The organism is Streptomyces sp. NPDC012827, from assembly GCF_042900905.1.
GTDB classification, from domain to species: domain Bacteria; phylum Actinomycetota; class Actinomycetes; order Streptomycetales; family Streptomycetaceae; genus Streptomyces; species Streptomyces gulbargensis.
In genome coordinates this window covers 13021-37066 of sequence record NZ_JBIBBY010000002.1, presented here as the reverse complement: position 1 = coordinate 37066, position 24046 = coordinate 13021, and the positions used below count along the sequence as shown (strand labels likewise).

The 24046-nt window shown below is 74.8% G+C and carries 19 protein-coding genes, 1 tRNA gene and 1 riboswitch; of the genes, 15 read left to right on the top strand and 5 right to left on the bottom strand.

Translation table 11 applies throughout. The annotated features are described in order from the left end of the window. Positions 1-985: 985 nt before the first annotated feature. The 5 genes from ACFY60_RS03530 to ACFY60_RS03510 all read left to right on the top strand — a co-directional run bounded on the left by ACFY60_RS03530 (position 986) and on the right by ACFY60_RS03510 (position 6419). A complete protein-coding gene (locus ACFY60_RS03530; RefSeq protein WP_388610151.1) occupies positions 986-1177 on the top strand; it encodes a hypothetical protein in 192 nt (63 codons plus the stop codon). Between the two features lie 76 nt (positions 1178-1253). Then, on the top strand, positions 1254-1958 hold the full coding sequence (locus tag ACFY60_RS03525) for an ABC transporter ATP-binding protein (protein ID WP_388610153.1): 705 nt from the start codon (positions 1254-1256) through the stop codon (positions 1956-1958). Between the two features lie 92 nt (positions 1959-2050). Continuing rightward, on the top strand, positions 2051-4204 hold the full coding sequence (locus ACFY60_RS03520; protein ID WP_388610155.1) for an ABC transporter permease: 2154 nt from the start codon (positions 2051-2053) through the stop codon (positions 4202-4204). Positions 4205-4320: 116 nt separating this feature from the next. Continuing rightward, positions 4321-5712, top strand: a complete 1392-nt coding sequence (locus ACFY60_RS03515; RefSeq protein ID WP_388610157.1) for a diacylglycerol/lipid kinase family protein — start codon at positions 4321-4323, stop codon at positions 5710-5712. Beyond that, positions 5709-6419, top strand: coding sequence for a phosphatase PAP2 family protein (locus ACFY60_RS03510; protein WP_388610159.1), 711 nt, complete (start codon positions 5709-5711; stop codon positions 6417-6419). The genes ACFY60_RS03515 and ACFY60_RS03510 overlap by 4 nt, the downstream gene beginning before the upstream one ends. Positions 6420-6486: 67 nt before the next feature. Here the strand turns inward: ACFY60_RS03510 and ACFY60_RS03505 are convergent, their stop codons facing one another. Then, the gene (locus ACFY60_RS03505; RefSeq protein WP_388610161.1) at positions 6487-7422 is read right to left on the bottom strand and encodes a sigma-70 family RNA polymerase sigma factor; all 936 of its coding nucleotides are present in this window, start codon (positions 7420-7422) and stop codon (positions 6487-6489) included. A 227-nt stretch (positions 7423-7649) separates the two neighbouring features. Here ACFY60_RS03505 and ACFY60_RS03500 point away from each other — a divergent pair, with 227 nt between their 5' ends. The 8 genes from ACFY60_RS03500 (at position 7650) to ACFY60_RS03465 (ending at position 15301) form a co-directional block, all read left to right on the top strand. After that, on the top strand, positions 7650-8132 hold the full coding sequence (locus tag ACFY60_RS03500; protein ID WP_388610162.1) for a rhodanese-like domain-containing protein: 483 nt from the start codon (positions 7650-7652) through the stop codon (positions 8130-8132). 53 nt (positions 8133-8185) lie between these two features. Continuing rightward, positions 8186-8259, top strand: a tRNA-Met gene (locus ACFY60_RS03495). 115 nt (positions 8260-8374) lie between these two features. Next, on the top strand, positions 8375-9115 hold the full coding sequence (locus ACFY60_RS03490; RefSeq protein WP_388610164.1) for a MerR family transcriptional regulator: 741 nt from the start codon (positions 8375-8377) through the stop codon (positions 9113-9115). A gap of 84 nt (positions 9116-9199) precedes the next feature. Continuing rightward, positions 9200-9754, top strand: a complete 555-nt coding sequence (locus tag ACFY60_RS03485; RefSeq protein ID WP_388610165.1) for a hypothetical protein — start codon at positions 9200-9202, stop codon at positions 9752-9754. A gap of 117 nt (positions 9755-9871) precedes the next feature. Further along, entirely contained in the window at positions 9872-11107 is a 1236-nt protein-coding gene (locus ACFY60_RS03480) for a PLP-dependent cysteine synthase family protein (protein WP_388610167.1), read from the top strand. Next, positions 11104-12429 carry an MFS transporter gene (locus ACFY60_RS03475; RefSeq protein ID WP_388610169.1) on the top strand — a complete coding sequence of 442 codons (1326 nt, stop codon included), beginning with the start codon at positions 11104-11106 and terminating at the stop codon, positions 12427-12429. The genes ACFY60_RS03480 and ACFY60_RS03475 overlap by 4 nt, the downstream gene beginning before the upstream one ends. 166 nt (positions 12430-12595) lie before the next feature. Next, the gene (locus ACFY60_RS03470; protein ID WP_388610171.1) at positions 12596-13792 is read left to right on the top strand and encodes a PP2C family protein-serine/threonine phosphatase; all 1197 of its coding nucleotides are present in this window, start codon (positions 12596-12598) and stop codon (positions 13790-13792) included. A gap of 201 nt (positions 13793-13993) precedes the next feature. Beyond that, positions 13994-14141, top strand: a riboswitch (cyclic di-AMP (ydaO/yuaA leader). Positions 14142-14152: 11 nt separating this feature from the next. Beyond that, a complete protein-coding gene (locus ACFY60_RS03465; RefSeq protein WP_388610173.1) occupies positions 14153-15301 on the top strand; it encodes a M23 family metallopeptidase in 1149 nt (382 codons plus the stop codon). 88 nt (positions 15302-15389) lie between these two features. Here the strand turns inward: ACFY60_RS03465 and ACFY60_RS03460 are convergent, their stop codons facing one another. From ACFY60_RS03460 to ACFY60_RS03445, 4 genes are all read right to left on the bottom strand, one after another. Continuing rightward, entirely contained in the window at positions 15390-16745 is a 1356-nt protein-coding gene (locus ACFY60_RS03460) for a PrsW family intramembrane metalloprotease (protein ID WP_388610175.1), read from the bottom strand. A gap of 96 nt (positions 16746-16841) precedes the next feature. Next, entirely contained in the window at positions 16842-17582 is a 741-nt protein-coding gene (gene trmB / locus ACFY60_RS03455; protein WP_388610228.1) for a tRNA (guanosine(46)-N7)-methyltransferase TrmB, read from the bottom strand. A gap of 187 nt (positions 17583-17769) precedes the next feature. Beyond that, entirely contained in the window at positions 17770-18954 is a 1185-nt protein-coding gene (gene lhgO, locus ACFY60_RS03450; protein WP_388610176.1) for an L-2-hydroxyglutarate oxidase, read from the bottom strand. A 75-nt stretch (positions 18955-19029) separates the two neighbouring features. Next, the gene (locus tag ACFY60_RS03445; protein ID WP_388610178.1) at positions 19030-20487 is read right to left on the bottom strand and encodes an MFS transporter; all 1458 of its coding nucleotides are present in this window, start codon (positions 20485-20487) and stop codon (positions 19030-19032) included. Positions 20488-21025: 538 nt separating this feature from the next. On the opposite strand from ACFY60_RS03445, the gene ACFY60_RS03440 reads away from it, so the two are divergent. After that, positions 21026-23284 (top strand): asparagine synthase-related protein, encoded by a 2259-nt coding sequence (locus ACFY60_RS03440; RefSeq protein ID WP_388610230.1) that lies wholly within the window; start codon positions 21026-21028, stop codon positions 23282-23284. 112 nt (positions 23285-23396) lie between these two features. Next, positions 23397-24005, top strand: a complete 609-nt coding sequence (locus ACFY60_RS03435) for a Uma2 family endonuclease (RefSeq protein WP_309051563.1) — start codon at positions 23397-23399, stop codon at positions 24003-24005. Positions 24006-24046: the final 41 nt, after the last annotated feature.

The following is a 24046-nucleotide window of genomic DNA, read 5'->3' as shown; positions in this document are numbered from 1 at the left end:
GGAGCCGGTGACGTGAAAGTTGAACTGTGCTGCGGTTCCCGCTCATCGCCGTTCGCACGGTCACCGGCACTCCCACCTCGCGTAGCCGTCCCGAGAGTAGGTTCCGATCTGGACGGGGCGGGCATCAGCCGGCACGCCTCGGCCATCGGCGGTGAGGGGCGTGCAGCGTGGGCACAGCTCCCATGAGTGGCCGTCCATTGTGGGGGCCGGCCGACATGACCGCTGTCGCAGCGTACGGTCACGCGAACCGGTCGCGAATCGGTGTCGGCACGGATGGGATCAGAATCGGCCTCGAACGGGCACCGAATTTTTCGTTCCATTAACCAGTCATTCACCAATTGGTCGGGAGAATCCACCTCGCAGTGACAGGCCGAAAGGCAGGGCGCGGCGATTTCCAGCCGTGGGAGGCGGATGTTTCATTGATTTTGAGTCCGAGTGATCGAGTGATTGGCTCAAGTGCACTGTTCGTCCTGGCCGGGATGCGCGCTTGAGGAGTGGCAGATCGTCTCGATAAGTTGATTGTGAAACCTCAGGGGAAGGCGGAGGTCAAGCGGCTGGGGTGAGTCTGCCTTCCCGTTCGCTGTCACCCCGGTGGCTTCCGTGCAGGACAAGGTGGCTGTCGAGGTGCATCGAAACGCGTCAGCGTGCTTCGGTCAGATGGCGAGTGTTCGGTGGTGGCTAAAAAGAGAAAGGTGCTTGAGGCATTCTTTGAGTCGTGTGAGGCTGAGGTGGCTGCAATGGCGAGTGAGGGAGACGCGTCATGATGCAGCACGTCCTTGTATGTGACTGAAAGGGGAGGGACATGTCCTTCGGAATTACAGTCAGGGCCATGGTCGCAGCCGCAGCCGTGACAGCACTGATGGGCGCCGGTCAAGCGTTCGCCGGCGCCGGGGAAAATCTGGATTCAAGGTACGAGAATTCCGCGTACGCATACAGTCATGGTACGAACGGCCAGGTGGCGATAGCTGACACAGCGGGGGACAGCATGGCTGTCTACACGCTGTACGACCGCAAGAACAACACGGGGCTGCGGCTCGACAACCACGACGGCAATGGCTCCACGAAGTTCAGCGGCATGGACACCACCAACTACGTGAGCAAGGTGACTGCCTGTCTGAACGTCCAGCTCAACCCGGACCGGTGCGGGCCCGACGACCGCCCCGGCGACGGGCGCTGAGCATCCCGGCGGTGGAGCGGTCCAGGCCGCTCCACCGCGCCTTCTCATTCACCTGGCGAGACAGTGAGGACAGCACGTGGGCGGGGCAGACGGCACGGACATCGGGAAACCCGTTCTGGAGATCGTGGGACTGACGCACTCCCTGGGCGCGCGCGAGTTGTTCTCGGGGCTTTCGCTGAGCCTGCGGGCCGGGGAGTCGGTCGCGGTGACCGGGCCGAGCGGGTCGGGCAAGAGCACGCTGCTGTCCTGCGTGCTGGGCCTGATCGCACCGGACGCCGGATCGGTCAAGGTGACGGGCACCGAGGTCGTGGGGTTGCGGCCCGGGCGGCTGGCCGCGCTGCGGGCCCGGTCGGTCGGCATGGTGTTCCAGTTCGGTGAACTCCTGCCGGAGCTGAGCCCCTTGGACAACGTGCTTCTCGCGGCGCTGCTGGCCCGTACCGAACGTCACGGCGCCCGGGAACGGGCGCGCACGCTCCTCGACGAACTCGGCGTGCCGTCGGCGGTGACGAGCGAGGAGCTGTCCGGTGGTGAGCGGCAGCGGACCGCGGTCGCCCGCGCCCTGATCAACGAACCCGCGCTGCTGCTCGCCGACGAGCCGACCGGCGCGCTGGACACGGAGTCGCGCGACCGTACGGCCGAGGTGCTGTTCGGCCTGCCCCGCCGCCACGCGTGCGGGCTGCTCGTGGTGACCCACGACGCGGGCATCGCCGGGCGGGCCGACCGCGCCCTGCGGCTCGACGCGGGCGTTCTGAAGCCGCTGGCCACCGGGGCGTCCGCGTGACGCCGGTCGGCGGGACCGGGAGCCTCGCGGGCCGGCTTCTCTCCATCGGGCGGGTGGCCGGCCGCCGTGCCGAGGCGGGAAGCGTACGTGTCGTGGCGCTGCTGCTCGCGGCGCTGGTCCTCACCCTCGGCCTGGGCAGTCTCGTGGCCGTACACGCCGTGTACGCGGGCAAGGAGGAGCGCCGGACGGCCCGGACGCCCGTGGCGCCCGAGGGGTCTCCGGGCGGCGCCACCGGCGCGACGACGTGGCTGGTGGGGTCCGACTCGCTGGAAGGGGAACGCCGTTTCAGCGTCGTGTACCTGGCTCCTCATCAGGGCGACGCACCGCTGCCTCCCGGGCTCGCCCGCTGGCCGGACCCGGGCCAGGCGGTCCTGTCGCCGGCCCTGCGCCGGGCAGGTGCCACCGAGGACATCGACCACCGCTACGGCCCCCTGGCCGGAACGATCGGCGAGGAAGGACTGGACGAGCCGTCCGAATGGCTCGCCTACGTCCGGCCGCGCGACGGCCTGAGCGCCGAGCGGCCCGCCGACGTCGTGACGGGATTCGGCCCGGCGGCCGGACCGGTCCGGCACGCCCTGGAGCCGGGCTCGGGCCGGCTGGACGACAAGCCCGAGTGGATGTTCCAGGCGGCGGTGACCGGCATGCTCGTGCTGCCGGCCGTCGCTCTCCTGGTCGTGGCCGCGCGCACCGGTGCGCACGCCCGTGACCGCAGGAGCGCGCTGGTCGCGGCGCTCGGCGGGCGGCGGCGGGACCGCGCGCTGATCGCCCTCGGTGAGGCCGCGGCACCGGCCGCCCTGGGCGCGGCCGTCGGGGCCGCGCTGGTCACCGCGGCCGGCCTGCGCGACATCCGCATCCCGTACACCGACTACGTCCTCTCCTCCTCGCACCTGCGCCCGTACGGCTGGGCCGCGGTGCTCGTGCCGGCCGCAGCCTTCCTGCTCGTGCAGGCGGCGGTGGTGGCCGCCGACCTCCTCCCGGGCCGGAACGCGTCCGGAACCCGGCCGCGCGCCACCGCACGGGGCAGGTGGCTGCCGCGGCTGGCCGTGGTGTGTCCCCTCGCGGTCGTCCTGGCGGTGCGGGGCCCCGACCTGTTCGCACCGGACACCGCGCTGCGCACGCTCACCAGCTGGACGGGCATCGCCCTCACGGTTCTGACCCTCCCGGCCGCCCTCGCGACCGTCACCGCGCGGGCGGGGCATCTGCTGGCCCGCCGGGGACGGGCGTCCGGTCTGCCCGGAACGCTCGTGGCGGGCCGTTGTACGGCCACCCACCCCGGGGGGACCGCCCGCCTCGTCACCGGCGTCTCGATCGCGCTCATCGTCTTCATGCAGGCCGTCGCGTGGCAGGGGCTGTTCGGCACACAGACCGCCGAGGCGAGGCGGAGCCTCGACCGTGTCGGCCGGAGTCTGGTCACCGTCGGCATCCGCGGCGAGGCATCCGCCTCCGCCGTGGCGGCTTTCCTCGCCGGCGTGCCCGGCACGCGAGCCGTCCTGCTGACACCGCCCGGCGACCGGGGCACCGCTTCGACCCTGCACGGCGACTGCGCTGCCCTGACCGCCCTGCGCCTGCCCTGCCCCGTCCGCGAGACGCGCGTCGACGGCCCCCCGGCGGACGTGAAGCTGCGCGAGCTGCTCCGGTGGACCCCCCGCCCCGACACGGCGCTCGTCCTCCGCAGGACCGACGCCCGGGCACTGGCGGAACGCGCCGCGTCCGACGACGGCGGTGCGACCCTCGCCGTTCTGCGGCCCGACGGGAAGCCCCTCTCCGTACCCGCCGTCAAGCGGTGGTCGCACGAGGTGTTCCCGCGCGGCGCGGTCGTCCGGGCACCGGGCGAGGACCAGCTCACCGCGGGCGCCCCCAACCGTGACCAGGGCCGCTGGAGCGCCCTGTTCGGCATGGCCGGCATCGCGGTGCTCGCCCTCACCACGGGTCTCGCCGCCCTGGCGGAGTTCCTGCGCCAGGGCCGCGCCCTCGCCCCTCTGTCCGTCCTCACCGGAGGGCTGCGCGTCTTCCGGACGAGTGCGGCCTGGTCGGTGCTCGCCCCGCTCGCCGTCGCCGCGACCGCGGGTACCGCCGTCGCCGCCGCGCTCGCCGCTCCGGTCGGCGTCCACGGCGAGTCCTCCGTCACCGGTGAGCTGATCGCGGCGACGATCGGCGTGGTATTCGTGGTCGGTGTGTTCCTGTGGGTCTGGGCCTCCCGTGTCGCCGTCCGGCAGGCCCGGACGTGGCGTCCCGGCGGGGAGTGACGCCCAAGCGCTCCACGCGCGCCCGCCGGGCCGCGCGGACCGGCCGCGGGTGAGGGCCGGGAGCGGTCCCTTCCGCACGGGGTGCGGGGGCGAAGCTGGAGGGTGGAGGTGGGCGGGTGAGTACGGTGACGGCGAGGGGTCCCGGTGATCCGGCGGGGACGGCCCGGAGGCTGGCGCGGTGCGCGCTGGCGGCCGCGGGTGGTGCCGTGGTGGTGCTGCTGACGGCGCTGGGCAGCGGGGGTTTCCTGATACTGCTGAGCGGTCTGGCGGGGCTGGCCGCCGCGGCCGTCGGGCTGTGGTGGTTCGCCGCGCACCGCGGCCTCCTGCGGCTGCTGGGGGCGGTTCTGGCGGTCGGGTCGCCCGCCGCGGTCCTCGCCCTGTACGTCCTCGGCGGCGTGTGGGTGATCGCCCTCGTCTCGCTCGCCCTGTGGGCCGTGGCCCTCGGCTTCGCCCGGTCCGCGCTGCGCCGGCCCGGCGAGGGGCCCAGGACGGTCCGGGGCGTGCCCGCGCGGCGGCCCCTGCGGCCGGTGCTCATCATGAACCCGAAGTCGGGCGGCGGGAAGGTCGGCCGGTTCGGGCTCGTCGAGCGGGCGGAGAAGCTCGGCGCCCGCGTGATCCTCATCGATCCGGAGCGGGAGAACGACGTCGAGGCGCTGGCCCGCGGCGCCGTCGCCGAAGGGGCCGACCTGCTCGGCGTGGCCGGTGGCGACGGTACGCAGGCGCTGGTCGCCGCCGTGGCGGCCGAGCACGACCTGCCGTTCCTGGTGATCTCGGCGGGCACCCGCAACCACTTCGCCCTGGACCTGGGGCTCGACCGCACGGACCCCGCCACCTGCCTGGACGCCCTGACCGACGGCGAGGAACTCCGTGTGGACCTGGGCTCCGTCTCCGGCCGGCCGTTCGTGAACACGGTCTCCTTCGGCGTGTACGCGGACGTCGTCCAGCACCCGGATTACCGGGACGCCAAGGCGGGCACCGCCATCGAGCTGCTCCCCGACCTCCTCCAGGGCGGGGCGGGCGCCCGGCTCGACGCGCGGGCCGACGGCAAGCGGCTTCCGGCGCAGCAGGCGCTGCTCGTCAGCAACAACCCCTACGCCGCCCCCGATCCGTTCGCGCCGGGCGCCGCCCAGCGGCCACGGCTCGACGGCGGCCGGCTCGGGGTCATCGGCATCCGGGTGGAAGGCGCGGTCCAGGCCGCCGAACTCGCCGTCCGGGGCACCCAGTCGGAGGCCCTGAACGTCCTGACGGCCCGGCGGGTCGAGGTCACCGGGAACGGCACCACCGACGGCACCGGGAACGGGAGCGGCGCCGGCAGCATCGCCGTCGCCGTGGACGGTGAGGCGCTGAACCTCCCGACACCCGTGGTGTGCGTGCTGCGTCCCCGCGCTCTGCGGGTACGTGTACCGCGCGACCGGCCGGGGACCACGCCCCCGCCGCCGCCCCTGGACTGGCGGCGGATCCTCCGGCTCGCGCTCGGCAACCCATCCTCGGCAAGGAGCGGCGCATGACGGACCCCAGGACCCACGGCCACGGTGACGGCGGCCAGGATCCCGACCCCGGTTCCGGGTACGGCGGCCAGGCCCCCGGCCCCGGCCACGGCGGGGGGCCGCGGAAGGAGGCCCGGGGCTGGGCCGGGACCGCGCGGGCGGTCCTGCAGGACCTGCGGGCCGTGGACGGCGCCGTGTACGCGGCGGTGGCCGGCACCTCCACCCCGACGCTCGACGCGGCTCTGCGCCGGCTCTCCACCGCCGCCGACCACTCCAAGATCTCCTTCTCGGTCGCGGCGCTCCTCGCCCTCGCCCCCGGCCGGCCCCGCCGGGCCGCGCTCGTGGGCGCGGGGGCCGTCGCCGTCGCCTCCGCGTCGGCCAACCTGCTGGGCAAGCGTCTCGTCCGCAGGCCCCGCCCCGACCGCGAGGCGGCCCGGGTGGTGGCCGGCCGGCACGTGCCCATGCCCGACTCCGCGTCGTTCCCCTCCGGGCACACCGCCTCGGCGGTCGCCTTCGCCACGGCCGTGGGCGCCACGCTGCCCCCGGCGGCGGCGCCGCTGTGGGCGCTCGCGACGGCGGTGGCGTACTCCCGTGTCCACACGGGCGTCCACTACCCCGGCGACGTCGCCGCCGGCGCCGTCCTGGGCGTCGCCAGCGCCGCCGCCTCCCTCACGGCGGTCGCCTCCTGGACGGCGGCCCGGGGCGCGGGAGGCGCCGGCCCGCGCTGACCCCCGCGCGGCCGCCGCCGGAGCCGTACGGGACCGGCCCGAGCCCCACCCGGTCGGCCCCGCCCGTTCAGCTCGCCCGCGCCAGGTCCTCCTCCGTGAACGGGAGCGCCGCGAGGCGGGCCGGGTCGGCGAGGACCTGGAGGGCGACGACGCGGTCTCCGGAGATGGTGAACGACAGCATCGAGCCGGGCCGCCCGTCGACCACCGACAGGAAGCCGGGCGCGCCGTTGACGACGACCGGCAGGACCGCGTGGCGGAACTTCGAGTACATGACGGCCTGCGCCATGACGGCCTCGGCGCCCCGTACCAGCCGGGAGGCCGCGAGGCTGCCGCTGTCGGCCCGCAGCACCACGTCCGGGTCGAGGACGGCGAGCAGGCCCTCGAAGTCACCGGCGTTCGCGGCGGCCCGGAAGGCGTCGGCGATCTCCCGCTGGCGCCGGGGGTCCGGCCCCGGCCCGGGGGAGGCGTCCTGCACCCGGCGGCGGGCCCGGCTGGCGAGCTGGCGGGTGGCGGCCGGGCTGCGGTCCACGATCCGCGCGATCTCGTCGAAGGAGACGGCGAACATGTCGTGCAGCACGAACGCGAGCCGCTCCGCCGGTGACAGGGTCTCCAGGACGATCAGCAGCGCGAGGCCGACGGACTCGGTGAGTTCCGCCGCGCGCTCCGGGTCGGTGGTGTCGGCGGCCCGGACCACGGGGTCGGGGACGTGGAACTCCAGCGGGTCCTCGCGGCGCGAGCCGCGCGAGCGCAGCATGTCCAGGCAGACGCGGCCGACCACCGTCGTGAGCCAGCCGCTGAGGTTGGTGATCCCGCTGACATCGCTGCGGCTGAGCTTGAACCAGGTCTCCTGCACGGCGTCCTCGGCCTCGCTCAGCGAGCCCAGCATCCGGTACGCCACGGCCCGCAGGTGCCGCCGGTCGGCCTCGAACCGCAGGGCCAGCGCCTCCTCGTCCGCGTCTTCGTGACCGGGCCGCCCACCCGGGCCACCCACTGCCGTACCCATGCGCTCATCCATCCCTCGGACTCCCCCTCCGTGTCCCGTCATGCGTCATGACGGATCGCAACCCGTGAATGTGACACGGCCCCGGGAGGGCCCGCGAACCTCCGCCGCGTCCGTTCCGTGAGATCCACGCCGCTCCGCGCCGAACGCCCGGGAATCCCCGGCCGAGGCCGCCGACCGCCGGGGAACGCTCCTTCAAGCCCGTGCTCAGCATCCGTAGATTGATCACCATGACGACGACAACGCCGCAGGTCAATGCCGTTCTCCGCACCCCGCCGGCCTCCCCGGCCGCCGCGGTCGCCCACTTCTCCGCGAGCCTCGCCTTCCACGCGGACGTCTCCGATGTCGCCGCCGCGCTCGCCGACGGCGGCGACCCCGGCTTCGTCCTCCTGGACTCCCGCTCGACCGCCTCCTGGGACCAGGGCCACATCCCCGGCGCGATCCACCTGCCGACCGCGCTCATCCCCGAGCAGGCCGAGCAGCTCCTCGACAAGGCCGTCCCCGTCGTCACGTACTGCTGGGGCCCCGGCTGCAACGGTGCCACGCGCGCCGCGCTGGCCCTCGCGCAGCTCGGCTTCCAGGTGAAGGAGATGCTCGGGGGCTTCGAGTACTGGGCGCGGGAGGGCTTCCCGTACGAGACCTGGGAGGGCCCCGCGCGGCAGGCCCCGGACACCCTCACGGCACCGGCGGAATCCGCCGACTGCGGGTGCTGACGGAAACCGATTTCCGTGTTCGCTCCTCCATGCCGTAGTGTGGTGTTCACCGACGCGGGGTGGAGCAGCTCGGTAGCTCGCTGGGCTCATAACCCAGAGGTCGCAGGTTCAAATCCTGTCCCCGCTACTCAGTAGCCCGAAGGCCCGGATCCGGAAACGGATCCGGGCCTTCGGCGTTCCCCCGGTGAACCTTCCGAGTGGCATTTGACCTTTACGCAACGTCAAGTTCTAGCGTCTGCGTCATGGAGTGGTCGATCCAGGAGATCGCCAGGAAGGCCGGGACCACCAGCCGCACGCTCCGCCACTACGGCGAGCTGGGGCTGCTGGAACCGAGCCGGATCGGCGCGAACGGTTACCGGTACTACGACCAGGCGTCGCTCGTGCGGCTGCAGCGCATCCTGCTCCTGAGGGAGCTGGGCCTGTCGCTGCCCGCGATCGCCGAGGTCCTCGAAGGGCAGCGGGACACCTCCGCCGCCCTCCGTACCCACCTGCGCCTGCTGGAGCGGGAACGGGAGCGCATCGGCCGGCAGATCGAGGCCGTGCGGACCACTCTCCACAAGACCGAGAGAGGAGAGGAACTGATGGCGGAGGAAGTCTTCGACGGCTTCGACCACACCCGGTACGAGGCGGAGGTCACCGAACGCTGGGGCCGGGACGCGTACGAGCAGGGGGACCGCTGGTGGCGGTCGCTGAGCGACGCGGAGAAGAAGGCGTTCATGGACGAGCAGAAGGACATCGCCCGCGGCTTCGCGGCGGCGGCGCGGGCCGGGCTCGCCGCGGATTCCACGGAGGTGCAGACGCTCGCCCGGAGGCACTGCGACTGGCTGTCGGCCACGACGGCGCCGAGCAAGGAGTACGTGATCGGCCTCGGCCGGCTGTACGTCGACGACCCGCGTTTCACGGCCAACTACGACCGGCACGGCGAGGGCACGGCGATCCTGGTGCGGGACGCGCTGAAGGTGTTCGCCGAGCGCAACCTGTAGCGACCGTCCCGAAGTAAACGCTGGCCAAAACAGGGCCCGTCCCGTTGCCCGCCACCGAGCGCGCGCCGTAGCCTCGCGCGCACCATGAGTGACGGGACCGGAGTGACGGACCGCGTGGCGATCACGCGGGAACAGGCAGGACGGCGGGCGCCCGCCCTCCTGCTGCTGCTCACGGTGCTCGCCCTCTTCGCCGGGATCTGCCACGGGGCCCACGGCCACGCGCTCCCGGCCGCCCTCCCCTCGCCGGTTCCGGCCCACGGCGCGGCCCCCGCGGCCGCCGACCGGGCCCCCGACCCCTTCCTCGTCCCGGATGCCGGACCCGAGGCCCGGGGCGTCGCCCCCTTCGTGGCCGCCGTCCACTCCGGGGCGCCCGCCCCCTCCGCGTCCCCCGTGCCCGGGACGCCCACGCACGGCTGTCACGAGGGCGGCGACGACGGTCTGCCGCACGACGTCCATCTGCCGGCGGCGCAGACACCCGCCGGCCCCCAGCTCACCGCCCCGGACACGGCCGGAGCGCCGCTCGTCGCGCACGACGCGCTGTTCCCCGCCGACCCGCACGCCCGCCGCGTACGGGACCGGGCGGGCCCCGGGCCGGCGCCCGGGCACCTGCTCATCGCCCTCGGAGTGAACCGGAACTGAGCCCTGTCGCCGTACGACCACTGGGGCGCCCCCTCGGGTCGCCCCGGGCGCCACGCGTACGGCCCCGGACACGGCAAGGCTTCCTTCCGGCGTACTCACTCCAAGGACGTACCCCCCATGACCCTGCCCCTGTACCCGCCGCCGCCCGGCATCGCCGGTCAGACCGTCGGCAACACGCCCGTCCTGTGGACGGACGACGGCTACTGGGCCAAGCTCGAAGGCTTCAACTTCGGCGGCATCAAGGACCGCGCCGCCCTCCACATGGTCGAACAGGCCCGGCGGCGCGGGCAGCTGCGCCCCGGCGCGCCCATCGTCGAGTCGACCTCCGGCACCCTCGGCCTCGGGCTCGCCCTCGCGGGCGTCCTCCACGGCCACCCCGTGCACGTCGTCACCGACCCCGGCCTCGAACCGATCGTCGAGCGGATGCTCGTCGCCCACGGGGCCCGCGTCCACGTCGTGCCCGAGCCCAGTCCGCACGGCGGCTGGCAGCAGGCGCGGAAGGACCGGGTCGCCGAACTGCTCGCCGACCTCGACGGGGCCTGGTGCCCCGACCAGTACGGGAACCCCGACAACCCCGGCGCCTACACCGGGCTCGCCGCCGAACTCTCCGACCAGCTCGACCGGATCGACGTGCTGGTCTGCGCGGTCGGCACCGGCGGCCACTCGGCCGGCATCGCCCGCGCGCTGCGCGCCACCAGCAGCCCCGCCCTGGAACTGGTCGGCGTCGACTCCGTGAACTCCACCGTCTTCGGTCTTCCGGCCGGCGAGCGGCTCATGCGGGGCCTCGGCTCCTCCATCCACCCGGCGAACGTGGACCACGCGGCCTTCGACGAGGTCCACTGGGTCGGCCCGGCGGAGGCGGTGCGGTCGGCCCGCCGCCTGGCCGCCCGCCAGTTCGCGACCGGCGGCTGGAGCGTGGGCGCGGTCGCGCTGGTCGCGGGGTGGCTCGCCCGGACCCGGCCGCGCGGGACCCGGATCGCGGCCGTCTTCCCGGACGGGCCGCAGCGGTACTTCGACACCGTCTTCAACGACGAGTTCTGCGCGGCGCACGGCCTCCTCGACGGCCCGGTGCGCGAGGAGCCGGCGCCGTACGTGAGCGCCGAGCGCGTCGACGGCTGGACGCGCAGGGTCCTGAACCGGGCGGAGCGGCGGACCCACGGGGCCGCGCGGCCGCACCCACCGGCGGGCCTGGGCCCCCGGACCCCCGGTGTCTGCGGTACGGACCGGGGCCCGGGCCCGCGCGACACCGACCGTGCCGCCGGCCGGTCCGGACTCCCCGGCCTTCCCGGTCTCCCCGGTCTCCCCGGTCCCTCCGGGGCCGACCGGGCCGGACGGACGGGGCGGACCCGTTGAGCGCCACCGCCGCGCCGCCCAAGGGCGGCATCTGGAAGCAGAGCCGTACCTTCGAACCGGCCGTCCGGCTGCTGTTCCTCAACCAGCTCACCATCAACCTCGGCTTCTACATGCTCATGCCCTTCCTGGCCGCGCACCTCGCGGACGGGCTCGGCATGGCGGCCTGGGCGGTGGGGCTGATCCTCGGCGCCCGCAACCTCTCCCAGCAGGGCATGTTCCTGGTCGGCGGCGCGCTCGCCGACCGGCTCGGCTTCAAGCCGCTGATCGTGGCCGGCTGCGCCCTGCGGACCCTCGGCTTCGGCGCGCTCGCCTTCGCCCAGTCGCTGCCGGTGCTGATCGCCGCCTCGCTCGCCACGGGGCTCGCGGGCGCCCTCTTCAACCCGGCGGTACGGGCCTTCCTCGCCGCAGAGGCGGGGGAGGCGCGGCGGGTGGAGGCCTTCGCCCTCTTCCACGCGTACTACCAGGCGGGCATCCTGCTCGGGCCGCTGGTCGGGGTGGCGCTCACCGGGGTGTCGTTCCGGCTGACGTGCGTGGTGGCGGCCGTCCTCTTCGCCGGGCTGACCCTGGTGCAGCTCCGGCACCTGCCCGTACGGGGCCGGGAGGCGGACCGGGCCGGCGGCGACGGCGGCCGGGGCCAGTTCCGCACGGTCCTCACGCACCGCACCTTCTGGCTGTTCTCGCTGGCCATGACCGGCTCGTACGTGCTGTCCTTCCAGGTCTATCTGGCCCTGCCGCTCGCGGCCGGGGGTACGGGCCTGACCACCGCCCTGTTCGTGGTGTCCGCGCTGGTGGCGCTGGCCGGGCAGCTGCGCATCACGGCCTGGTGCAAGGCGCGGCTGCGGCGCGAGCGGTGTCTCGTGCTGGGCCTCGCCCTGATGGGCGCCGCCTTCCTGCTCCCGGCGGCGTTCGGGCGGGGAGTGGCGGGGCTGCTGCTGTGCGCGGCGGTCCTGGCCGTGGCGAACGCGGTGCTCTACCCGTACGAGATGGACACGGTCGTCGCCCTGTCCCGGGGGCGCTGGGTGGCCACCCACTACGGGCTCTACAACACCGTGTGCGGGATCGGCATCACCCTGGGGAACCTGGGGACCGGCGCCCTGCTCGACGTCACGGGCTGGTCGGCGGTGCCGTGGCTGGCCCTGTGCGCGGTGGGACTGGTGTGCGCGGGGGCCGTCGCACTCCTGGCCCGCGGCGGCCGGCTCGCGGCGCCCCCGCCCGAGCGGCCCGAGCAGTCCGCGTCGTCGGAGCAGTCCGCATCGCCCGAGCCGCCCGCGTCGTCGGAGTCGTCCGCGCCGCCGGAGTCGTCGAAGCCCGGCCCCGCCTGATCGCCCGGCTCCTTCCGGCCGGTCGACGCCCTGGGCGTCCCGGGGCTCCTTGATCGCCCGGGTCCCCCGGTCGGCCGTCCGGGAGTCGCCGCCCGGCGGGGGCGCGGGGACCCTGGGAGGGCGCGGTACGGGCCGCGGCCGGTATCGACCGGGCAGGAGAGCACAGGTGGGGCACCCTCTGGGAGCGACGGGTGACGGGCGGCGGGACGACGAGCCCCGCCGCCCGTACCGCGGTGCGCGCCGCTTCCTCCGGGCGCTGCCCCCGCTGGTCATCGCGGGCGGTGCCGTCTTCGACCTGTCGACGCCGCCCCAGTTCACGGCCGCGCCGATGTTCTCGGCTGCCCCGCTCATCGCCGCGCCGTTCTTCTCCACCCTGACGACCCTGCTCACGGGCATCGCCGCCGTCCTCGCCTGCCTCGGTCTGCACGCCTACAACGACACCCTCACCGAGGTCCCGTCCCTCACCGAGGCCCTCACCGTCATGACCGTCTCGGCGCTCGGCCTGCTGATCAACCGGGTCGTCCGGATCAGCGGGGAGCGGCTCGCCTCCGCGCGCGTCATCGCGGAGACGGCGCAGAAGGCGGTGCTGCCGACGCCGGCCGAACGGATCGGCGGGCTCCACTGCGCGGCGCGGTACGAGGCGGCGCAGGCGGACGCGTTCATCGGCGGCGACCTCTTCGCCGTCCAGGACACCCCGCACGGGGTGCGGCTGATCGTCGGGGACGTACGGGGGAAGGGCCTGGACGCGGTCGAGGCCGTGGCCGTGGTGATCGGCGCGTTCCGGGAGGCCGCCGAGCAGGAACGGACCCTGGAGGGGGTGGCGCAGCGACTCGAACGGGCCCTGGCCCGGGAGGGCACCCGGCGGCACGGGCTCGACGCCTTCGAGGGATTCACGACGGCGGTCCTGGCGGAGGTGCCGCCGGGCGCCGGGGTCGTACGGATCGTGAACCGGGGACATCCGCCCCCGCTGCTGCTGCGGGCGAACGGCGGCCTGGAGACGCTGGAGCCGGGCCAGGCGGCCCTGCCGCTCGGCATGGGCGAGCTGGCGGCCTGGCCGGACCGGGCCGACGAGCGGGCCTACCCGCCGGGCGCCACCCTCCTCCTCTACACCGACGGGCTCTCGGAGGCGCGGAACGCGCAGGGCGTCTTCTACGATCCGGCGGAGCGGCTGGCCGGGCGGATCTTCCCGGGGCCGGAGGAACTCCTCGACGCGCTCGTGGACGACGTACGGCGGCACACGGGCGGCGGGGCGACGGACGACATGGCGCTCCTCGCGGTGAGCCGGCCGGCGACCGGACAGCCGGAGCGGCGCCGGACGATGCCGGTGGTGGCGCCCGGCGGTGGGCGCCGTCACCACCCGTGACCGAGAGGTCTCCCAGTGATAACAATTGACTTACCGTCAGTTTTAGTGTGGACGGGGCTTCCGTTTTGAGAGGGGGTCAACTCGGGCGATTCCCTGCCAATTCAATGAACGATCACCGGGAACGGCTTGGAATAGGACCCTCGTCTCTATTAACGTTCGATAACGCAGCGCGGTCGTCCCAGTCGTCGCAAGAGGCGACACCGTGCGCACGCGCCGAATCCCGAAAGGGAACCGGGGAACCACCACTTGGGGTGAATCGGGCCCCTCGCACCTCGTGCGAAACCGCCCGTAGGAGACCTTCCTGCTCCGAACCCGTCAGCTAACCCGGTAGGCGAGAAGGAAGGAAAGGAGCGCGCCTCCGTGGCGTCCAACACCCCTGCACCCGAGGCCTCGTTCGATCCCTTCGGCGGCGCGGGTGCCGCCGGCTCCGCCGGGGAGTGGAACCCGACCGAGGGAACCCTCCGCGCCGAGAGCCGCTCCGGCGGCCGTCACCGCGTCGTCAAGCAGCGCTCCAACTTTGCCCGTTCCTCCACCGTCCTCGGCGTCGGCGTCATCGCGGCCGTCGGCGCGGGCGGTCTCGCCACCGCGCAGGACAGGCCCCCGGTCGCCATATCGCTCCCGGACCTTCCGGACCTCGGTCTGCCGGACGCCCACGACCTGCCCGGCGTCGGCGACCTGCTTCCCGACGAGGCACCCGAGCCGGTCAGCGCCGAGCGCGCCAACCCGAACCCGCTCACCGCCGCCGCGTACACCACGCTCTCCGAGGAGAGCACCACGGCGGCCGCCACCGCGAGCGCCGCGACCGGCACGGCCGGGCCCACGGCCGGAGCCGCCGACGCGGGCGAGGCGCTGCGCGCGCGCATCCTCCAGCAGGCCGAGCAGCAGCAGACCTCCGCCGACGCCGCCGAGCGGGAGGCCGCGGAGCGCGCCGCCGCCGAGAGGGCCGCCGCCGACGCCCGCGCCGCCGCCGAGAAGGCGGCCGCCGAGGCCGAGGCGAAGGCCAAGGCGGAAGCGGAGGCGAAGGCCAGGGCGGAGGCCGAGGCCAAGGCCGAGGCGGAGCGGATCGCGGCGGAGAAGGCCGAGGCGGAGCGCCTGGCGAAGCTCGCCGCCGACTACGCGATGCCCCTCTCCTCGTACACCCTGACCTCCACCTACATGCAGTCCGGCAACATGTGGTCCTCCGGCTACCACACCGGTCTCGACTTCGCGGCGCCCACCGGCACCCCGCTCAAGGCCGTGCACGGCGGCACCATCACCTCGGCCGGCTGGTCCGGCTCCTACGGCTACCGGATCGTGCTGCAGCTCGCCGACGGCACCGAGATCTGGTACTGCCACCTCTCCTCGATGACCGTCGCGGCGGGCCAGACCGTCGGCACCGGCGAGACCATCGGCCGCGTCGGCGCCACCGGCAACGTCACCGGCCCCCACCTCCACCTGGAGGTCCACACGCCCGGCGGCGACGGCATCGACCCGGCGCAGTGGCTCCGCTCCAAGGGTCTGTCGCTCTAGCAGCAGCACGGGGACCGTCTACCTCGAAAATCCCGGAACATGCCCGCCGGTGTTCCCGGATCAGGCGCGCCGGTCCCCCGGCGTGTGATCAGCTCCGGTACGGATTGAAGTCGCCGTAGTCCAGATACTGCGGCGGCGCCCACGCCAGCCCGGTGGCCCGCGCCGCGTACGTGAGCGCCGGGGAGGCGACCGGGCGGCGCTGCCACAGATGGTGCAGCAGCTCCTGCTCCCGCGCCGTGAAGTCCGGGCCCGCCACCCCGCGCCGGGCCCGGTCCCGCAGGAACGCGAGGGTCGTCGCGAACGACTCGTACTCGCCCACCGCCCGCGCCGCCTCGGGCCCGTACGCGCGGGCGGCGTAGGCGCGGGCCACCTGGCGGGCGCGCAGGGAGGAGAGTGCCGGAGGTTCGGCGGGGGCGAGCCAGCCGGCCGCCGCGTACGCCGGGAGCACCCGCGAGATCGTGCGCAGTTCGCGCTGCCGGCTCCACACGGCGAGCCAGGTCAGCAGCCCGAAGGCCGGAACCATGAAGACCGCGTACACGGCGTAGAAGGCGAGCGGGCCGCCGAAGGTGGCCGAGCCGTTCCAGAGGGCGTGGACCCCCATGGCGAGGAGCAGTCCGGCGAGCGGCAGCAGTACCTTCCGCAGCCGCCTGCCGCGGGGGGCGAGCGCGGCGAAACCGAAGCCGAGGCCGGTCAGGACCGTGAACAGCGGGTGGGCGAAGGGGGACATGACGACCCGGACGAAGAAGGTCGCGGCGGTGACCGACCCGAGTCCTGAGGTGCCGAACTCCTGGTCCTCGCCGAAGGCGTTCCCCAGGTAGAGGATGTTCTCGGTGAAGGCGAAGCCGGTGGCGGTGAACCCGGCGGCCACCACCCCGTCGACGGGGCCGCCGAAGTCGCGTCTGCGGAAGAGGAACAGGAGCAGGATCGCGGCGGCCTTCGCGCTCTCCTCCACCACCGGCGCGATGACGGTGGCGCCCAGGTTGTCCGCCGCGTCCGGGTCGGCGGTGGCGGTCGCGATCCAGCGGACCGCGAAGGAGTTGGCCAGGATCGCGACGAGCGCGGCGGCGAAGGCGCCCCAGGCGAAGGCGAACAGCAGGTTCTTCCACGGGCCCGGCTCCACCCGGTCGAGCCAGCGGAAGGCGGCCATGAGCAGCGGTACGGGGAGCACGGCGAGGCCGAGGCCCACCAGGAAGCCCTCGGTGCCGGTCTGTTCGCGGACCAGCGCCAGGATGACCAGGGCGCAGAGCGCCAGCACGGTGATCACGGCGACGGCCCGGACCAGCCGGCTGCGCCAGAACGCGCGGCGCGGCCGGTAGCGCCACTGGGAGCGGTCCGCGGCGACCGGGAAGGCGGGGTCCCCCGGGGCGCGGTGCGGAACGGGCGCGGCGGCTCCGCCGTGGGCGGGGTGTTCGGACGCGGGGGCTTCGGCGGGCGACTGGGACACGTCGACGACCCTAACGAGGGCCGCCGACAGCGGCGACGGGGTTACGGGCCAGGCTGTCCCGGCCCGGCCGTACGGGCCCTGACCGTCCGGGGGTCGCTACCGGTCGTCCCGGTCCCGCCGCTTCCGGGCGAAGAGGAGGTCGTGGACGACGTGGCCCTTGTCCAGCCCCTGCCCCTCGAAGCGGGTGAGCGGGCGGAAGGCCGGCCGGGGGGCGTAACCGCCGTCGGGCACGGTGTTCTCGAAGTCCGGGTGGGCGGAGAGGACGTCCAGCATCTGCTCGGCGTACGGCTCCCAGTCGGTGGCGCAGTGCAGCACCCCGCCGGGCCTGAGCCGGGTCGCGAGCAGCGTGAGGAAGTCGGGCTGGATCAGGCGGCGCTTGTGGTGCCGCTTCTTGGGCCAGGGGTCCGGGAAGTAGACGCGGCAGCCGTCGAGGGAGTCCTCGGTGAGCATCTCGCGGAGCAGGATGATCGCGTCGCCGTTGGCCACGCGGACGTTGGTGAGCCCGTTGCGGTCGGCGAGGCCGAGCAGGTTGCCCTGGCCGGGGGTGTGCACGTCGACGGCGAGGATGCCGGTGCCGGGGTCGGCGGCGGCCATCTGCGCGGTCGCCTCGCCCATCCCGAAGCCGATCTCCAGGACGACCGGCAGCCCGCCGAACATCTCGCCGAGGTCCAGGACCCGTTTGCCGTCGATGTCGAGACCCCAGTCGGGCCACCGCCTCAGCATCGCCTCCGCCTGCCCGGCGGTCACCCGGCTGCGGCGGGGCTGGAAGCTCCGGATCCGCCGCTCGAAGTGCGCGCCGGCGGGGTCGGGCGAGGGCCCTTCTCCGGGCGCGAACATCCGGCTGCCGCGGCGTGCGATGTTCTGCTGACTGACGTTCTCTGGCTGCTCACCCACAATGCGCCAATCCTACGGCGCCCCCGCCTGCCCGGCACGACGCCGCCGAGCCGCCGGGCAGCCCCGCACGGACGGCGACCCGCCGGGAGCCGGGGACGGCCGGGAGCCGGGGCCGTCGGCGGTGCGGTCCCTACAGGTGCGCCAGGGCCCGGGCGGCGATGTCGCGGCCGATCGGCAGGGCCGCGGTCGCCGCCGGGGAGGGCGCGTTGAGCACGTGGACCGTGCGGGGTGCCTCCCGGATCAGGAAATCGTCCACCAGCGTCCCGTCCCGCAGCACCGCCTGCGCCCGTACCCCCGCGGGGGCGGGCCGCAGATCCGACTCCTCCACGACCGGCAGCATCCGCCGCACCTCCTCGGTGAACGCCCGCTTCGACAGGGAGCGCCGCACCTCACCGGCCCCGTGTCTCCAGTGCTGCCGGGCGATCGCCCAGGAGCCCGGCCAGGCCAGCGTGCCGACCAGTTCGCGGGGGCGGACGACGGACCATCCGTACCCCTCCCGGGCGAGCGCCGGGACCGCGTTCGGCCCGACGTGGACGCCGCCGTCGATGCCCCGGGTCAGGTGCACGCCGAGGAAGGGGAAGGCCGGGTCGGGGACCGGGTAGACGAGGCCGCGCACCAGCGTGGGGTCGGCCAGCTCGTAGTACTCCCCCCGGAAGGGGACGATCCGCATGCCCGGGTCGTCGCCCGCGAGCCGGGCCACCTCGTCGCAGTGGAGACCCGCGCAGTTCACGAGGACCCTGGCGCGGACGATCCGCCCGTCCGTGGTCCGCACGGCCACACCCCAGGGGCGCCGGTCGACGGCGGCCGCCCGTGCCCCGTACAGGATCCGCGCCCCGGAGGCCTCGGCGAGCCGGACCGCGACGGCCCGGTAGTCGCAGATGCCGGTCGTGCCGACGTGGATGGCGGCGATCCCGCGCACCCGTGGCTCGTACTCCGTGATCTGCGCCGGTCCCAGCTCCCGCACCGGGATGCCGTTCTCCCGGCCGCGCTGCACGAGCGCGTGCAGCCGGGGGAGCTCCTCGCGGGCGGTGGCGACGACCAGCTTCCCCGTCACCTCGTGCGGAAGGCCCCACTCCGCGCAGAATTTGATCATCTCGGCCGCGCCCCGCACCGCGTACCGCGCCTTCAGCGAGCCGGGACGGTAGGAGAGACCGCTATGGATCACCCCGCTGTTGCGGCCCGTCTGGTGGCGCGCGGGGGCGTGCTCCTTCTCCAGGACCGTGACGCGCGTGCCGGGGGCGCGGCGCGTCAGGGCGTACGCCGTCGACAGACCGACGATCCCCCCGCCGACCACCAGCACGTCACAGTCAAACACCAGCGCCACCTCCCACCCCGATAGTGCACTGGCCCACTGACAAAGCCGCTAAACGCCCACGGGGTGGGACGCGTGTCACGCCGGGGCGACGAGCAGCGGCCGGGCGCGCTCCCTGAGCTCCCTCACGCGCGGCTCGTGCCCGTACGGCTCCAGGCGGTGCAGCAGGTCCCGTACGTACTCGGTGGTCCGGGCCGACGAGATCCGCCCGGCCACCTCCACCGCGCGCGTGCCGGCGGCGCAGGCCGCGTCCAGGTTGCCGGACTCCAGCTCGGCCACCGCCGACACCACCAGCCGCAGCCCGTGCGAGCGTACGTACTCCTCGGTCGGCCGGGACAGCGCCTGCGCGGTGAAGCGGCGCACCTCGTGCGGCATCCGCAGGTCCCGGTAGCACTCGGCGGCGTCCGCGCAGAACCGGTCGTACGAGTAGAAGCCGAGCCACGTCGGATCGGCGTCGCCCCGCCGGGAGCGCTCCAGCCAGCCCTCGGCGGAGGACAGCGCGGCGGCGGCGGCCGCGCCGTCACCGGCCTTGGCGTGGGCGCGCGCCTCCACGAGCCGGAAGAAGGACATGGTGCGGGCGGTGGCGAGCCCCCGGTTGCGTTCGAGGGCGGCCTGCGCGAGGTCGACGCCCTCGTCGGCGAAGCCCCGGTAGGTGGCCTGGAGGGACATGGAGGCGAGGACGTAGCCGCCGAGGGGCACGTCGGCGGCGGCCCGGGCGAGCCGGAGGGCCTGGATGTAGTAGCGCTGGGCGGCCTCCTGCTGGCCGGTGTCGAAGGCCATCCAGCCGGCCAGCCGGGTCAGCTCGGCGGTCGCCCCGAAGAGGGCCCGGCCGACCTCGTCGGAGTAGGAGCCGAGGAGCAGGGGCGCGGCGTCCACGCGTAAGCACTCCGGCACCATGGAGGAGCGCCAGTCGCCGCCCCCGTACTTGGAGTCCCAGCGGCGCGCGTCCTCGGCCGCCTCGCGCAGTTTGGCCACGTCGCTGTGGCCCACGCGCACGTGCTCCGGGCCGTCCGCCGGGGCCGCGCCCCCCGTGCCGCCCGCCGCCGGGGGCCGGGCGAGCTCGCGCTCCACCGACGGATCGGCGGGGGTTATCAGCCAGCGGGAGGCCGGCGTCGCGTACGCGCTGACGGCGAAGGAGCCCGCCAGGGACTGCCAGATGCCGCCCCCGCCCGCCCGCCGGCCGGCCAGATCCAGCCGGTACAGGTCGGTGGCCGAGCGGACCGCCTCGCCGACGTCGCGGGGGAAGGCCAGTCCCACCTCGGGCGCCGGATCGGCGTCGGCGAGCCCGATCTCGTGCAGCGGGACGGGCCGGCCCAGCTTCTGGGCTATGGCGGCGGCGATCAGGTGCGGGGCGGCGCCCTGCGGCACCATGCCCTTCGACACCCACCGGGCCACCGACGTCTTGTCGTAACGAAGGGTCAGACCCCGCTGCGCGCCGAGGTCGTTGACCCGCCGGGCGAGGCCGGCGTTGCTGATTCCCGCGAGGGCGAGAACCGTGCCGAGCTTTTCGTTCGGCCCGCGTTGCTCCCTGGACATGCGCCACCCCTCGACACCCAGACGGCCGCCACGACGCCGGGCACGGCGCGCGGCATTCGTGAACACAGCGTAGTTCGCCGCATCCCTACCGTTAAGGGTCGGTGTTCCGTATGGCGAGATTGTTGTGTGACGGATCGGCGGGCGGCCGACGGCGGTACGGGACGTGCTCCCGCCGTGTGGCCGTGCGCCCGGCCGTGCGCTCTCGTCCGGGTCCGGGGGGAGCGCTTCCATGAGGAACGCGTGGGTCGGCCCGTCCGGCCGGGGCAGGAGTCCCGGCGCCGCGGGCCGGGGGACGCCGCCGCCCCATTCCCCGCGGGCGGCGGACGGCACCGGGAGGCGGGAGCGCCTCCCGGACCGCCGCTCTGTGCCGGACGCCCGCGAAACATCCGGGGGCGGTCGAGAATCGGCCGAATGACGCCGTCGCCAACTGGCCCATGCCAGGGGCGCATTCGGCTTTCGCGCGCGTGCGCCCGCACCCCGCCCCGTGCGCCGTTGTCGTGGCAGCATGTCTCCCACCGAAACGGATGTGGAGGCGCCGATGCGATGGCTGGTGGGCTGGAGCAGTGTCGCCGCGAGCTTCGCGACGGCCGCGGGGGCCCGCGCCGGGGCGACCGGCGGCGCGTACGGCACCGGCCCGGCGGGCGGCGGACACGGCTCCGGTCCGGCGTACGGCCCGGGGTACGGCTCCGGCCCCGGCTCCTCGTACGGCCCCGGCTCCTCGTACGGCTCCGGGTACGGCGGCACGGCCGGCCCGGCGGCCGAGGGGCGCACGGTGCAGCCGGTGGGCGCACAGCTCCTGTGGGGCGACCCCGACCCGCTGTGGGCGGTCGGCGACTGGCGCCCCGACGAGATCCGCGTGGTCGCCGTCGACGACCACACCCGCCTCGCCGTCCTCGGCTGCTGCGCCGCCGGCGACGAGGAACTCCGCCTCGGCCTCCTCACCGCCCGCGGCGGCGCCCTGCGCCACCTCACCGCCTGGCCCGGCAGTTACACCGCCGTCGTCCGCGCCGGCCGCCGCATCACCGTCACCGGCGACCTCGCGGGCGCCCGGCCCGTCTTCCACACCCCGTGGGCCGGCGGCACCGCCTACGCCACCGCCGCCCTGCCGCTGGCCGACCTGATCGAGGCCCAGCTCGACATCGGCCACCTCGCGGCCCTGCTCGCCTGCCCCGAGACACCGGAGGCGCTGCGCGACTCCACCCCCTACGAAGGGGTGCGGCGCGTCCCGCCGGGCCACGCCCTGATCCTCCGCGAGGGCTCGCGGGAGATCGCCGGGTACGAGCGGGTCGCCTCGCTCGCGGTCGCCGCGCCCGAGGCCGACCCGCGCCAGGCCGTCGCATCCGTACGGGACGCCCTCGTCGCATCCGTACGCGCCCGGCTCACCGCCCCCCGGCACGCCCCCGAGGCGCCCCTGCCCGACCCCGGTCCCGTCCCGGGCATGGGGCCGGCCGACCGGCGCGCCGCCCGGGGCGGAGGCCCCGCGCCCGGCATCGGCGCCGACCTGTCCGGCGGCAGCGCCTCCGGCACGCTCGCCCTCCTCGCCGCCGGTCTGCCCGGCGTCCCCGGCACGATCGCCGGTCACGGCACGGGCGCGGGGGAGCGGCTGCTCGCCGTCACCTTCAACGACCTGGCGACCCGGCCGGGGCCCGGCCGCACCGCCGAACTGGAACGGGCCCGTGCCCTCGCCGCCGACCCGCGCCTGCACCACGTGGTCGTCGCGGCCGGCGAGGAGGCCCTCCCGTACGCCTCGCTCGACGGCCCCCTCACCGACGAACCGGGTCCCGCGCTGGTCTCCGCCGAACGCCACCGCAGGCGCCTCGCGGGCGGCAGCGCCGACCACTTCACCGGCATGGGCGCCAAGCAGGTCCTGGACGCCCACCCGGCGCGCCTCGCCGACCTCCTGATGGACCGCAGGCGGCGCTCCCTGGTGCGGCCCGTGACCGCCCTCGCCAAGGCGTCGGGCCCCTCGGCGGGCGCGCTCCTGGTGCCGCTCACCGTCTACCGCGCGGCGCGCCGCCTGGCCCGTACGCCCTACCGGACCGGCCTGGAGGCGGCCGCCCGCCGGGTCCTGGAGGCCAACCGCGCCGCCCCCGACGACTTCGGCCCCCTGGAGGCCTCGCTGTCCGCCCTGGCCTGGTCGCGGCCGGGACCCGCGGCGCGCTGGCTGACGGGGGAGGCCCTCGCCGAAGTATCGGTTCGCCTGCACCGGGCGGCGACCCTGCCCACCTCCGTCCAGCGCCCCGGCGAGGCACGCGCGCGTGCCGCCCTGGCCCGTGCCGCCGCCGACCACCGGGTCCTCGAACAGGCGGCGGAGATCCGCGGCCAGCGCCTGCACGCCCCCTTCCTCGACAACCAGGTCGTACGGGCCTGCCGCGACCTCCCCGAATCGCTGCGCGTGCAGCCGGACGCCCGGGCCGGGGTCCTGCGCACCGTCCTCGCCGGGGCGGGCATCCACGACCTCCCGCCCGGCTGGGGCACACCCCACCCGGCCGTCCCGGCCGCCGCCGCCCGCGCCGGACTGCGCGCGGCGCTGCCCCAGCTCCTGGCCCTCTTCGAGGCCCCGCTCCTCGCCGACGCCGGCCTGATCGAGGCCCGCGTGGTCCGCGAGGCGCTGCGCTCCGCCGCCGACGGCGCGCCCGTCCCCCTCGACGGCCTCGCCGACCTGATCTCCACCGAGCTGTGGCTCCGCCGCCTCCTCGCCCGCCGCGGCTCCTGCTGGACCGACACCACGGCCCCCCGCCCGCCCCGCGCGGTGCCGGGTCCGCTGATCCCCGCCTCGCGATCGCTGTCCGCCTGAAGGGGGAGGACCGGCGAAACGTTCCGCACGCTCGTTCGGGTGAAGGGCACCCGTTTCCGCCCCGGGTGAGGCCCTACGCTGAGAATCTCGCACCGAGCGAAGGAGGTCCGTCATGGCGATGCCGGTTCCGGAGGACGTGTTCCCCGAGGAGCTGCCCGACCGTGAGGGTGCGAGTGTGCGGGAGACCTTCGAGCTGTTCAGTGCGGCCGCCCCCAAGGGCTGGCGCGTGGAGCTGATCGAAGGGGAGATCTACGTGGTACCACCGGCCAATGGCGAACACGAGGAGATCGTGTCGGAACTGACCGGTCAGGTCCGTGATCATGACAAGCGGCTTGGCCGGTACACGGGCATCGGCCTCACCCTCCCCGGCGCCACCGACCCGGTGCGGGTGATCCCCGACCTCGTCATCGCCCCCAGGGGCAGCTTCGACGACCAGCAGGCGTGGCACGCCCCCGACCCCGTGCTCCTCGTCTCCGAGGTCACCTCCGCCGCCACGGCCGGCCGCGACCGCCTCCAGAAGATCCGCGCCTACGCCCGCGCCGGCATCCCGGTCTACCTGCTCATCGACCGCGCCGCGGACGAGGCCGTCGTCTGCTCGGAACCCGTCGGCGACGACTACGCCCACAAGGCCGCCCACAAGCTGGGGACGGCGGTCCCGCTCCCCGCGCCCCTCGGCTTCACCCTGGACTCCGCCGCCTTCCGCGGGTCCCCGGCCGAGTGACCCCGGGACGGCCCCGCTCCCGGTAAACCCCGAGGCGCCCG